The sequence below is a fragment of the Celeribacter baekdonensis B30 genome (assembly GCF_000299875.1).
Lineage (GTDB): Bacteria > Pseudomonadota > Alphaproteobacteria > Rhodobacterales > Rhodobacteraceae > Celeribacter > Celeribacter baekdonensis_A.
Map to the genome: position 1 here is coordinate 23,523 of NZ_AMRK01000020.1, position 11,175 is coordinate 34,697.

The following is an 11,175-nucleotide window of genomic DNA, read 5'->3' on the forward strand; positions in this document are numbered from 1 at the left end:
AGTCGATTGCGCAAGAAGATCCCGACCATCACCAGGCCCGACCCAGCCTACGCCGCCACCCTGCAACAAGGTGACCGCGAGATTCCCGGGAAGGAAGATGAGGCACAGGTCACAGCAACAAAGACAGGCACCCCAGTCGCTGACGTTGGCGCTGATCGGCACGAGTCGGAGCGTGCGCCGAAAAGTGCCGTGGCGCCGCACCATGTCACCGCGGAAAGCTCTGACCCGCATACCAGCCTGAGAGCTCCCGTTTCGGCACGCGCTTTGAGCCCGACCCGGAAGATCGACATCAGGGTCAACGCACTCGAGCGACAGGAAGGGGCGCTGGAGGCTTGTGGTGTTGAACCCGCCCATGTGGTGCGTGCCGCCCTGCGCCGTGCAGTCAAAGGCTGGCAACTGTCGCCGGTCTTCGCCGCAGTCGCGGAGGAGCGACGCACTCGAAACACGCAGTGGCAGGCCCGTACATCTCTGGCAGTAGATGCGGCCAGCCTGGGTGTCCTCCTCCGGGACCACGACCCCCTCGATGTCTTGAGCAAATGGGCTCTGATCCGCGGTCAGGTGGAACCACGCATATGGGGCGAGATCGACAAAATCTTGGAAGAAATTGCTGTTCGTGCTGCATCGCCGCATGAGCAGCCCGGACCTTAAGGAACCTATCTGAAAGGACAACTTGCATTTCGCCGGTGGATTTCTGCCCATTCGCGGCCATTCGCCTTGAAGTTGCATAATGCCGCCATTAACACCGCCGAACAGATTTTTTTATGACCTCATTGTTAAAGAGTTACGAGGTCCATTTTGGAGGAACGCATTATGAACACGCAGCCCCGCCTGACTGGCGAACCAATCATGCGCATCCTCTGCAAGACATCTGAAAATCTGGTTGGCTACCTGTACCAATGGAACAATGGCGACGTGCAGCCTGCCTGGTTCGACGGCGCCATGGCCGACGTTCGGTATGAACCATTCATTCAAGCGCCGGAACAGAACCCTGTCGATCCGAAGACCCCCAGACCGCGTCAGCAAGATCTGACGCAACTTGAAAAGGCCTAGCTCAAGGCCTCGCGTCGGTTTGTGGGTCATCCCATCCCGCAGATCCTTTGAGCGATAGAGTTGACTTCTATGCCTCAGAAGTGATCTATCTGTGAGTTATAGAAAGGATATCTATAACTCATGGCTTGGAACTGGACGCTGCCCGATTGGCCGGATTTCCGGTATGACGCCTCCGCGCTGGAGCCGTTTGAGCAGACGTTCCTGCTGTCGTCCGGAGAAATCCTCGGCGCGGTCCATCATGTCAGCCAGCCGGAGCGCGCGCAACTCCGCATAGAACTGCTCAGCGAGGAAGCGATGCAGACGAGCGCCATCGAGGGTGAAATCCTCGATCGGCTCAGTGTTCAGTCTTCGCTGCGCCGCCATCTGGGCCTCGATCCGGACAGCTACCCTGCCAAACCGCGCGAACAGGGTGTCGCGGAAATGATGGTCGACGTCTATTCCAGTTTTGCAGAGCCGCTAACCCATGAGACACTGTACCGTTGGCATCGGATGCTCCTGTCCCATGACCGTCGGTTGGAAACCATTGGGGCCTACCGACAACACGCCGAGGCGATGCAAATCGTTTCCGGCCGCCTTGACCGGCCCACGATCCATTTCGAAGCGCCGCCCTCGGAGCGGGTCATGCCTGAGATGGAGCGATACGCGGATTGGTTCAACAAGACCGGGCCGGGGGGAGCAGAGCCGCTTCCAGCGCTGACGCGCGCAGGGCTAAGCCACCTCTATTTCGAGAGTATCCACCCATTCGAAGACGGCAACGGCCGCTTGGGTCGCGCCCTCGCTGAAAAGTCGCTGGCGCAGAACATTGGCCAGCCGACCCTCATCTCGCTCGCCTTCACCATCGAGAAGGAGCGCAAGGGATACTACGATCAGCTTGAGCAGCATCAAAAAACGCTCGATGTGACCGATTGGCTCGTCTGGTTCGCAGAAGTTGTCTTGAAGGCCCAACAGGCAACACTCGACCGCGTAGGCTTCTTCATCAGCAAGGCACACTTCTACGATCGTCACAGGGACCAGTTGAACGAACGCCAGGCCAAGGCCATCGCTCGAATGTTTCGGGAAGGCCCTTGCGGTTTCAAAGGCGGCCTCAGCGCCGAGAACTACCTCAAGATCACCGGAACCTCACGCGCAACCGCGACCCGCGATCTGCAGGATCTGGTCGAGAAGGGCGTGCTCGCTCGAACCGGCGAGCGGAGGCACACGCGATACTGGTTGAAACTCGACTGGAGTGAATAAAAATTGCATGAAAACAACAATTTATAAAAAATCCGATAATTCGTTTTATGTAATTTTTTTGCCCTATTGATATTTGAATCGGGCTAGCTAAGAATCTGAAAAAACCAGCGCGGTAAAATAGCTCCAAGTAGCGCTTTATTGAGAATGCTTCCCCGGATTCAGCCTGTTTGAGCTGCAACGAGCATGACGATACAGGACGAAGGCCGCCTGAAGGCGGCATGGAACCAGAAGACAATCCCTGTCGCGCTTCGCCGTGACGGCAAGGGCGAACGGGTCAGGGTCCGCCTTCCTTATGCGGACGACAACTATGCCTGGCTCAGGAATGGCCGGCGTATCCGGCCAAGCTGGAACTCGGCACTGGGATGCTGGGAGAGTCCCAAGGCATGGTTCAATGACCTCGTGAACCGCTGTCTTCGCCGCTGGGGCCTGATCTATGTCATCCAACCCTACCGGGAGCAGGAGATCTGCGCTCCGGCCTGCATGAACGCCATCGGCCATGAGTGCCAGTGTTCCTGTATGGGGGCCAACCACGGCCAGGGCGACGATGGCGGCTGGTTCTCGACAAGCGAGGCCTTCGCGGCCCGATGGGGCGACCGTGAGCTCGCCTGTCGTCTCATGACGGTCAGCTCTGAAAAGTAGAGGCCCGGCCGATATGGCCAGGCCTGCGACAGACGTGCAGATGATGGTCATGACCAGACAGAGAGGCCCGTCGAGAACAAATCACAGCTTGGGGCGATCCTGTTCTGGAACCTCCCACGGGTCTTCCAGGGTGACGATGCCGTAGCGGACGCCGTCGTGGCCGGCCTTCGGAAGAAAGGTGATCATCCCGATATCCAGGATCATCCCCTTGTCGTGCATGTGCTGCTGTCGGAAGTGACCGAAGTGCATGAGATATCCGAGGCCCTCCAACTCGAGACACAGCGCAGAGATCGCGGCCGAATACTCAAGCCGCTGGCCGGCGCTGCTCATATCCCAGATCCCGTCCAGATCGGTCATCCAGTCCGAAATCGCGGCAGTCAGTTCGAGGGCATTGCCGGCCTCCACCGCGCCGGCGTTGATCAGGAGCCCGTGCCATTCGCGGTTACGGGAATAGAAGTCGTTGGGCTTCCTGATGGGGGACGTGGGCACAAGCACCGTCTTTTTCAGCGCGCGCTCCATTTCTTCCTGCTGGCGCTTCTCCTCCTCGGGGGTGGGCTTGGAGAAGACCTTGATGTCGAACCCGAGGCCGCGCGCGAGGCTTCGCAAGGTCTGCACCTCGGGCACGTGCCGTCCGCTTTCCACCTTCTGGATCGTGCGGACCGTCAACCCGGAGGTGTCCGCAAGGTTCTCCTGGGTTAGAGAGAACATCTTGCGGATATACTTGCACTGGTTGGCGATATACTCGGCGTCTCGTTCCATCGTTTCCATCAGATCACTCCATGTTGCTGACAGGAATAGCATGGCACGCCGGCTCTGGGGGGTCCCCGAACGCAACCCGAACGCTCGACTGCTATCCCGCCCCGGGGCCGCTGTCCTTGCACCAGTCAATCCGCCCCTGCCGGATCCAGAAGTGACACCGGCATTCGTTCGTCTGGCGGACCGACGGCGAGATGGTCGGGCGCCTCAGCCAGTCTGACATGGCCGTCCACCTGGGCCTCCGGTTCTTGCTGAGGGACAGTTTGATGGTCTCGCCGCACCCACCAGGGCAGTGGAAGCAGGCCCATTTGTCGACGCCATCGCGCACGATGGTCATCTCCCCCGGCACGATCTGATCCGGCGTCGGGTGTCTGGGTGTTACCCTGGCAAGCAGGTCACTTCGTGGAATGAGGCGGAAGAGCTCGAGGCTCTTCCGCAGAATGTCGATCATCATCCCGCTCACCCGATGCGATCCAGGAACGGATCGATGTCGCCGAGACCCCAGTATTCCTCGCTGCCGCAGACCGGGCAGTCGGACCGAGGCTGCGCCGCCTGCGAACGCTCTAAACCCTTGTCGAGCTTGCGATAGCGTTGCCATGTCCATCCACCGCCGCCGCGGAAGTCAACGAGACCGGCAAGAAGTTCGTTCACTGCCATGGTGGCGGCCTCGGAGGTGAAGGTCACGACGGCCGGCGCGGGATTACCTCCGCCGCGGACGTAGGCTTCGGTCTTCTGCCGTTCATATTCGGCGGGGTCCGATCGCTGGAGGTCCTCCTCGCGAGCCCTGACGCGATCGACTGTGCCGCGGCAGCCGTGGCACGCCGACGTGGGAAACAGCACGCTGACCCGCGCGGCCATCTCGAGGAGGCCGGGCTCACCATCGTCACGGGGCATGAGGACCAGCCCGACATCGATGACCGGGATCAGGTAGAAGTGCGCCACGCGGTTCAGGTAGAGGCGCCCGGCGTGATCGTCCGTGCATCCGAAGATGACGTCGCAGGATTTCAGCGCGTCACGGATATGCGGCGCATCCACCCAGCCGTTCATCGACCGGATCTCGACGTCGAGGCCCATCATCGTCACCTCGCGCGCCATGACGTCGACCTTGGGCACCGCGTTTTCGGCATCCTTTCGGGTCGCGCCATACAGGCGGTTCAGGTTGGAATGCTCGACCACGTCATCGTCGATGACCAAGATGCGCCCCACGCCGAGGCGAGCGAGGAGATGGACCACCGGGCTGCCGGTGCCGCCGCAGCCGACCACGGCAACGGAGAGCTGTTTGAGGAGTCCGTTGACCTCCGGCCCGAAGGCCAGTGCCTGCCGGGCCAAGGCTTCCGACGGGGTCGGCACGTCGGTCGACTGGATCTCGAGCCGAATGCCGATGACGGTCACGCGGTGACAGGGCAAGGGTGCCATGTCGTCTTCCCAGACCCGTGCCCGGTAGAGGCCGTCACCGACTTGCACGACGCTCACCAAGCGTGTCCCCTCGCCGTTACGGTTCCGAGCCATGGTGAAGAGGTCGCGCTCGTTGCGATCGTCCTGGTCCGAGAAACCGTCGAAGCCTCCCGGGTGACTATGAACGATCGCCGGCACCAGGCCTTCCTCCTTGGCCCGGCGACAGAGCTGGGCGAAGGAGTTGGTATTCCAGGTGACGTGCTTGTCGCTGGCATCGACGCGGTCCTCCTGCGGGATCGCGATGACCTCGTAGGAGGTGTAACGGGTCCGCGGCTCGAGGTCCCAGGGGTCCTGCGCGATCTCGCTTTTGCCGAGCAGCATGTAGGCGGCGCCCTCGTGCCCACGGGGGTGCGCGAGCAGCGCCTGCAGCTTGTCGCGGTGACGGGCGTGGAGGGTGATGTCGCTGCGCTTCATGCCGCCACCTCCAGGGCCTCTTCGACCCGCTTCAGCATGGTCCAGATGCCGTCGGTGCCGGGACGCCACTGGTTGTTATGGCGAGACCAGCGCTGCCAGTTCTGGCCATCAAAGGCCTGGCGTGCCTGCGTGCAGCGGGGCTCACGCTGGCCGGCAAGGAGCTTCAGATGCGGCACGGCGTAGAACATGTCGGGGGCGACCTCGGGATACGAGGGCGGCAGCAGGATCAGGATATCCACCTGGGCGACCTGATACTTGCCTTCCGGCAGCGTGATCCCGGTGAGGATCACGCCCTTCTTTCCGCCTTCGATGACCTCGCGAACGGTGATGCCGCGACCCTCGAGGTAGAGGCGATCCTGACGGGGGAGGAGGCTCATGCCGCACCCCCTTCCGTGGTCTGGGGCACGCCGGTGAAGAAGTGCTCCAGGCCAGCATCCGCGAGGCAGATCAGATCGGTGTCGCCGACCAGGATGTCATCCTTGCCGGGGATCACCTGCCAGACGGCGAACTTCGCGGGATCGACCCCGGCCAGCTTCTTGAGCACGCGCCCGCTGATGACCTTGTGGCCCCACTCGAGGCGTTTGCCATCGATGTCGAAGCGGAAGGATTCCGCGCTCGGGAAGACCAGGAAGCGCTCGACCTGGCCAGGGCGCAGATCCGTGGTTTCCTCGAGGCGCAGTTCTTCAAGTTCACCGTTGCGCAGCACCTGGAACACGAGGTGTTCCTCGGCCTTACGGAAGTCGGCCCCCTCGATGATCTGGCGGCCGGTGGGCGTCGGATCGTCGATGACGGCGTCGGTGAACTTCAGGTCGTGGTCGCCGACTTTGACCTTGTAGGGTCCGTGGTCGCGGGGCTTGCGGCCGGCCTTCAGGGCGGCCTGGAGATCTTCGATTTCCATCTGTTCGGTAGTCATGGCAGCAAATCCTTTTCTTGTCTGCTCGACGCCCGCAGCAGGCGCCATCAATGGTGTATGCGCGGCACAAGAGTGTTCGCGTTCGTAGCCTTAATATTTTTTTGAATTTTCTTGACTGCGATAGGTCGCTGCGTGCGCATATGTATATTAAGAGCAGCGAAGATGGCGATTGGCATGGCGAAAGACACACCCCAAGAGTTCAATACCCTCAAGGAATTCACTGACGAACTGGACCTTCTCTTCCGCGATGATGTCGCACTCAGAAAGCTCCTTCAGAAGGCGCGTAACTGGTGCATTCGGAACAACCGAGTCGGCGACGAGGAGGAGGTCCTTCAAGAGGCCGTCATGAGGGTGATGAAAAGTGAGATCACCGGGACACGCCAATGGCCCAAAGGTGTTGCACTTATGGACTTTCTCTCCGGCGTGATGCGGAGCATTGCATCGGAGCGGCCTAAGATCGGGTTTCGCAAGAACGCCGACAAAGACATGGAGGCCGCGAAGGACATTGCCTCGTCGTGCAACCAAGAAGGGCAGCTCTTCGAGAAAGAATTTATGGCCCGCTTCATGGCGCTCTTCGAGGGTGATGACGATTCACAGCTATACCTCCTGGCTCTGGAGGAAGGGCAATCGAAGTCCGAGATCATGACGGGCCTCGACTGGAATGAAAGGGAATACAACACGGTGGTGCAGCGGGTCAAAAGGACACGCAACGCACACCCGGAAATGAAAGAGATGCTCAATGGCGAAGGATAAGAAAACCTTTCAAGATCGCCTGGCGGAGGAAATCGACGAAGCTATCACGAACGCTTCAGACGAGGATATTCGAAAAGAGGCTGAAGAGGCCGGGGAGGACATTGCTGCTTTCGGTGATCGCATGAGAGCTTGGCTGGAGACCGCGAAAGACGAGGTCGCCGAAATGGCAATGAAGGAAGCCAAGGCCGCAGCTGAGCAAGGTCGTGCAACGCGCGACCAAAATGTCGTCTCCATGGCTCAACGCAGGCCTGCGAACAGGCCTGGCAACTTCATGCCCGATACGGTGGCCGCTCGTCATGGAAAGAAGCTGTCGGAGAGAGACAGAAAAGGGATCGAGAAGGACTTGGAAGACCTGTTCGACGATGACGCTTGGCCTGACAAAAACGGCGATGAAGAATGACTCATTCTCCGCGTCGTGCTGAGGAGATCCTCCAGGCTTTGCGCCTGAAGCGACCGGAAGACATCAACCTTGAAGCCATTGCCTGGCTTCAAGGTGCCAAGGTTGACTACCGGGAAATGGACGGATGTGAGGCTTGCATCCATGGTCGAGCTGACGTCGGCCGCGCGATAATCGCCGTGAATGACGCGCATGGAAATCTACGGCGCCAGAGGTTCTCCCTCGCACACGAACTGGGGCACTGGGAATGGCACAGGGGAGAACATCTGTTTTGTGCAAAAGAGGATATCGGGGGTAGCAAGGGGCGGGAACGAGGAATGTCCCGAGAGAAGGGCGCCAACCGGTTCGCCTCAGAGCTGTTGATGCCGGAGTTCATGCTCAAGAGCGCTCTGAATGACTTCAAGAAATTCGATATGCGCACCGTCCGTCTTCTTTCGGACGCCTTTTCTGTCAGCAAGACGGCCATGGCGTATCGCTTGGTGGATCTGGATTTCGAGCCGAGCCTCCTGGCCTCTTACAGCCGCGGCGGCCTCAACTGGTTCAAGAGATCGAAGAGCGTCGGGGAGCGATGGTTCCTGCGTCGAACACTTGACCCGCAGAGCAACGCTCACGATATCCTGCACAAGGGAGCCCGGGACGACATCTCGCTGTCTCTTATGGACGCGGACACCTGGTTCGATACAGAGGGCGCCGATCGGTATGAGCTTGCTGAGCAGTCGTTCCGTGTGGGTGACGACGAGGTCATGACCTTGCTGGTCCTGAAGAGCGAATACATGATGGCGCGATAAAAATTCACAACCTCAATAGCTTCTTCACCCAGCAAGTGCTCAAGCTGACTTAAATTTACCCACGCTGTATTGACGAGATGCCTCAGACTGTCTCTCAAGCATGCGTTCGTACACCTGCCGCTCCTGCTCTAGATCACGTGCTTGGTCGGCTTGCGCTTCACGTTCACAGCCTTTCGCATATCGCTTCAAAGCAATACATCTCTTGGGAAATGACAGTGCAGCGTTTGAGTTCAAGGTCAGTGGCTGCATCGGGCCGCTTCTTCAAATTTCGCCCAATAATTTGTAGCCCCGCCGCTGCTTCGTCGCCGACAGCTTCATCAGAGCGTTGACCGCCCTGCCCTCGTCATCATGCTGTTCGATTAGCATCTGCCCTCTATACCCGATACGGCCCCATTCCCGCACAAGGCATGCGCCGCCAAACAGGTCCGGCTGAACGCTCATTCGATAGAAGCGCCGCATGTTGAGAGACGGGTCGATCCGCTTGAGATCGACCGTTGTCGGGAACACTTCCATTTGCTGCGATATGTCGAACATGTTGTTGGCGCCTCTCTCCAGACCACAATATCAAGCGCTCTTCGACGTTTCCACATTGTTCTGTCCCGAAAAGAAAGAGAGGGCTCACGCCCCCTTCTCGAACTTCATGACCGGGATGCCGAGCTTCTTGGCCTTGTCGGCGAGGTTTTCCTGGATACCGGTTCCGGGGAAGACGAGGACCCCGACCGGGAGCACATCCAGCATCGCGTCGTTGCGCTTGAAGGGCGCTGCCTTGGCGTGCTTGGTCCAGTCGGGCTTGAAGGCCACCTGCGTCACGCTGCGAGCCTCGGCCCATTTGGCGGCGATGAGCTCTGCGCCTTTGGGGCTGCCACCGTGCAGGAGGACCATGTCGGGATACTTGGTCCGGACCTGGTCGAGCTTGCCCCAGATCAGGCGGTGATCGTTGAAATCGGTCCCGCCGGTGAGGGCGACCTTGGGACCAGCGGGCAGCATCACTTCGGTCTCGGCGCGGCGCTTGGCGGCCAGGAAATCGCGGCTGTCGATCAGAGCGGCGGTCATGTGCTGGCGGTTCACGATTGATCCGGTGCGGGGGCGCCAGGTCGATCCCGTGTGATGGACGAACTCGGTGGCGGCGTGATCGCGCATCATGTCCATGCAGTTGCGCCGTTCAACGAGAGTCAGGCCTTCGGCCGTCAGGCGCTCGAGTTCGACGGACTTCACTTCGGAGCCGTCCTGCTCGCGCTGGAGGCGGCGCTGCGCCTGCTCGTTCTCATCGAGCGTCCGCTCGATCCGGGCCGTGGCGCGGTGGAAGAGGTTGACCTGGCCCCAGAGCACCTCTTCGAGGTCGGGTTCCATACGGGTGTCTTCCAGGGTCGCGACGAGGGCGTCGAAGATGTCGGCGACGGCGACGGCGAGGCGCTGCCCATCGGGCATCGGGCGCGGATCGGGCCCGTCAAAGGGGCGATAGCCGTAGAGCTGGAGCTCGTCGAGCGCATGGGCGGTCTGGGATGCGCTATGGGCGGGTTCATACGCGTCGTCGTGGGTGTGGATCGTCATCGGTTTCTTGCCTCCGGGCCTGTCTCGTCCGCGCGTCATCCCGCGCGGCCTTCATGGGCAGACCCGAGCCGTCGGGGCGGTTGCCCCTTCACCCCGGCTTCACCGGGGCCGGAACAACGTGGAGGAGGTCGGCAGGGAAGCTATTTGTCTCGCGATGCAAAGGCGGCTTTGCCGCCGGCGGAAATAGCTTCCCTTCCGACCTTGCAGGGGCAACTGCTTTGACGGCCTGCCCATCTCTTGAAGGCCGCTCGGGTGACGGGTGGATGCGGAAGGCCCGGGATGGGGTGAGGACGACGATCCAAAGCCACGACTGGGATGCAGCCCCCTTCCCCGTACTCCCAGCCCCCCCTGCGCGATGCAGCTCAGCTGGGCAGGCGATGCCGATCCTCTGGCCCGATCTGACCCGCCAGATGCTGGCGCAGCGCGTCCTTGCCGTTTGCCCGAAGATCATCGTTGAAATCCCCGAGCCGCGGCTCCAGCACGCGCACGTGCACCCCGACCTCGGAGGCTCTGGCGCTCAACTTCTCTGCCGCGCGATGCCCGGCCGGATCGCGATCGATGGCGATGTAGAGGCGCTGGAGCCCCTCCGGCAGCAGAACCGCCCCGAGGTGTCCCGACGAGAGCGCCGCCCAGACGGGCAGACCTGGGATTGCCTCGGACAGGGACAGCATGGTCTCGATGCCTTCGCCGATGACGAGGATGTCATCCTGCGGGGTCAGCCTGACAGCATTGCCGAGGAGGTGACCCATAGCCCGACGCTCTGGCTTCACTGCCGCCTTCCCCTGCCCGTCAGCGGCCAACCAGGTGCGATGCACGCCCTGAACGGCCCCTGCCCCATCGGTAACCGCCGCGATCATCGCCGGTCTGGGGATGTTCCGGGTCTGCCCCTCTTCCCGATGCCAGCACTTCGGGTGGAAGCGTAAGGCGCCGTTCGCCCCGAATTGGGTGATGCCTCGGGAACGGAGGTAGGTCTCAGCAAGCGTGCCTGTGATCGGGTTCGAGGCAGCGAACAAACGCGCCGCCGCCGCAGGAGTGCCACCGAGCGCCTTGGCCTTCCTCGGCTCTTGCCTATCCGGGACGACCGGCTGCGGACGGCCAAGATGCGCTCGGGCCTCGGCGAGAAGGTCGGGGAAGCGCGTGATCCCCATCCGGGCGCGGATGATGTCCAAGAGATCGCCATGCTCGCCTGTGGCCCCATCCGTATTATGTGGAATTCCACATAATAC

At 60.9% G+C, this 11,175-nt stretch carries 15 protein-coding genes; 7 read left to right on the forward strand and 8 right to left on the reverse strand.

From position 1 onward, the window contains the following. The first annotated feature begins 6 nt into the window (after positions 1-6). The 4 genes from B30_RS20530 (at position 7) to B30_RS20545 (ending at position 2,922) form a co-directional block, all read left to right on the forward strand. A complete protein-coding gene (locus B30_RS20530; protein ID WP_009574175.1) occupies positions 7-648 on the forward strand; it encodes a hypothetical protein in 642 nt (213 codons plus the stop codon). Positions 649-810: 162 nt separating this feature from the next. Then, complete coding sequence (locus B30_RS20535) at positions 811-1,050, forward strand: hypothetical protein (protein WP_009574176.1); 240 nt, start codon at positions 811-813, stop codon at positions 1,048-1,050. 120 nt (positions 1,051-1,170) lie between these two features. Then, complete coding sequence (locus B30_RS20540; protein WP_009574177.1) at positions 1,171-2,283, forward strand: Fic family protein; 1,113 nt, start codon at positions 1,171-1,173, stop codon at positions 2,281-2,283. 183 nt (positions 2,284-2,466) lie between these two features. Then, positions 2,467-2,922: a hypothetical protein gene (locus B30_RS20545; RefSeq protein WP_009574178.1), complete on the forward strand. Its 456-nt coding sequence runs from the start codon at positions 2,467-2,469 to the stop codon at positions 2,920-2,922. Between the two features lie 81 nt (positions 2,923-3,003). On the opposite strand, the gene B30_RS20550 is transcribed toward B30_RS20545, so the two are convergent. From B30_RS20550 to B30_RS20570, 5 genes are all read right to left on the reverse strand, one after another. Further along, positions 3,004-3,690 carry a helix-turn-helix domain-containing protein gene (locus B30_RS20550; RefSeq protein WP_040403100.1) on the reverse strand — a complete coding sequence of 229 codons (687 nt, stop codon included), beginning with the start codon at positions 3,688-3,690 and terminating at the stop codon, positions 3,004-3,006. Positions 3,691-3,772: 82 nt separating this feature from the next. After that, positions 3,773-4,132, reverse strand: a complete 360-nt coding sequence (locus B30_RS22605) for a DUF6527 family protein (RefSeq protein WP_274843028.1) — start codon at positions 4,130-4,132, stop codon at positions 3,773-3,775. Between the two features lie 5 nt (positions 4,133-4,137). Then, positions 4,138-5,547 carry a ThiF family adenylyltransferase gene (locus tag B30_RS20560; RefSeq protein ID WP_009574181.1) on the reverse strand — a complete coding sequence of 470 codons (1,410 nt, stop codon included), beginning with the start codon at positions 5,545-5,547 and terminating at the stop codon, positions 4,138-4,140. Beyond that, positions 5,544-5,924 (reverse strand): E2/UBC family protein, encoded by a 381-nt coding sequence (locus B30_RS20565; RefSeq protein ID WP_040403102.1) that lies wholly within the window; start codon positions 5,922-5,924, stop codon positions 5,544-5,546. Before B30_RS20565 ends, B30_RS20560 begins: the two co-directional genes overlap by 4 nt. After that, a complete protein-coding gene (locus B30_RS20570; protein ID WP_051130673.1) occupies positions 5,921-6,460 on the reverse strand; it encodes a multiubiquitin domain-containing protein in 540 nt (179 codons plus the stop codon). The genes B30_RS20565 and B30_RS20570 overlap by 4 nt, the downstream gene beginning before the upstream one ends. Before the next feature lie 162 nt (positions 6,461-6,622). On the opposite strand from B30_RS20570, the gene B30_RS20575 reads away from it, so the two are divergent. The 3 genes from B30_RS20575 to B30_RS20585 are packed head-to-tail and all read left to right on the forward strand — an operon-like array spanning position 6,623 to position 8,398. Continuing rightward, on the forward strand, positions 6,623-7,213 hold the full coding sequence (locus tag B30_RS20575; RefSeq protein ID WP_009574182.1) for a hypothetical protein: 591 nt from the start codon (positions 6,623-6,625) through the stop codon (positions 7,211-7,213). After that, a complete protein-coding gene (locus B30_RS20580; RefSeq protein WP_009574183.1) occupies positions 7,200-7,613 on the forward strand; it encodes a hypothetical protein in 414 nt (137 codons plus the stop codon). The genes B30_RS20575 and B30_RS20580 overlap by 14 nt, the downstream gene beginning before the upstream one ends. Further along, positions 7,610-8,398, forward strand: coding sequence for an ImmA/IrrE family metallo-endopeptidase (locus B30_RS20585; RefSeq protein WP_009574185.1), 789 nt, complete (start codon positions 7,610-7,612; stop codon positions 8,396-8,398). Before B30_RS20580 ends, B30_RS20585 begins: the two co-directional genes overlap by 4 nt. Before the next feature lie 261 nt (positions 8,399-8,659). On the opposite strand, the gene B30_RS20590 is transcribed toward B30_RS20585, so the two are convergent. The 3 genes from B30_RS20590 to B30_RS22610 all read right to left on the reverse strand — a co-directional run bounded on the left by B30_RS20590 (position 8,660) and on the right by B30_RS22610 (position 11,163). Continuing rightward, positions 8,660-8,932 carry a WGR domain-containing protein gene (locus B30_RS20590; protein WP_009574187.1) on the reverse strand — a complete coding sequence of 91 codons (273 nt, stop codon included), beginning with the start codon at positions 8,930-8,932 and terminating at the stop codon, positions 8,660-8,662. 84 nt (positions 8,933-9,016) lie between these two features. After that, positions 9,017-9,949 (reverse strand): DUF2493 domain-containing protein, encoded by a 933-nt coding sequence (locus B30_RS20595; RefSeq protein ID WP_009574188.1) that lies wholly within the window; start codon positions 9,947-9,949, stop codon positions 9,017-9,019. A 362-nt stretch (positions 9,950-10,311) separates the two neighbouring features. Beyond that, a complete protein-coding gene (locus B30_RS22610) occupies positions 10,312-11,163 on the reverse strand; it encodes a DUF7146 domain-containing protein (RefSeq protein ID WP_232616953.1) in 852 nt (283 codons plus the stop codon). Positions 11,164-11,175: the final 12 nt, after the last annotated feature.

What these genes read in the sequence shown, in the direction of transcription:
- B30_RS20565 (WP_040403102.1), bottom strand. Translation starts at nt 5,924, where the DNA reads ATGAGCCTCCTCCCCCGTCAGGATCGCCTCTACCTCGAGGGTCGCGGC.
- B30_RS20550 (WP_040403100.1), bottom strand. Translation starts at nt 3,690, where the DNA reads ATGGAAACGATGGAACGAGACGCCGAGTATATCGCCAACCAGTGCAAG.
- B30_RS20575 (WP_009574182.1), top strand. Translation starts at nt 6,623, where the DNA reads ATGGCGATTGGCATGGCGAAAGACACACCCCAAGAGTTCAATACCCTC.
- B30_RS20570 (WP_051130673.1), bottom strand. Translation starts at nt 6,460, where the DNA reads ATGACTACCGAACAGATGGAAATCGAAGATCTCCAGGCCGCCCTGAAG.
- B30_RS22605 (WP_274843028.1), bottom strand. Translation starts at nt 4,132, where the DNA reads ATGATGATCGACATTCTGCGGAAGAGCCTCGAGCTCTTCCGCCTCATT.
- B30_RS20590 (WP_009574187.1), bottom strand. Translation starts at nt 8,932, where the DNA reads ATGTTCGACATATCGCAGCAAATGGAAGTGTTCCCGACAACGGTCGAT.
- B30_RS20585 (WP_009574185.1), top strand. Translation starts at nt 7,610, where the DNA reads ATGACTCATTCTCCGCGTCGTGCTGAGGAGATCCTCCAGGCTTTGCGC.
- B30_RS20580 (WP_009574183.1), top strand. Translation starts at nt 7,200, where the DNA reads ATGGCGAAGGATAAGAAAACCTTTCAAGATCGCCTGGCGGAGGAAATC.
- B30_RS20560 (WP_009574181.1), bottom strand. Translation starts at nt 5,547, where the DNA reads ATGAAGCGCAGCGACATCACCCTCCACGCCCGTCACCGCGACAAGCTG.
- B30_RS20535 (WP_009574176.1), top strand. Translation starts at nt 811, where the DNA reads ATGAACACGCAGCCCCGCCTGACTGGCGAACCAATCATGCGCATCCTC.
- B30_RS20545 (WP_009574178.1), top strand. Translation starts at nt 2,467, where the DNA reads ATGACGATACAGGACGAAGGCCGCCTGAAGGCGGCATGGAACCAGAAG.
- B30_RS20540 (WP_009574177.1), top strand. Translation starts at nt 1,171, where the DNA reads ATGGCTTGGAACTGGACGCTGCCCGATTGGCCGGATTTCCGGTATGAC.
- B30_RS20595 (WP_009574188.1), bottom strand. Translation starts at nt 9,949, where the DNA reads ATGACGATCCACACCCACGACGACGCGTATGAACCCGCCCATAGCGCA.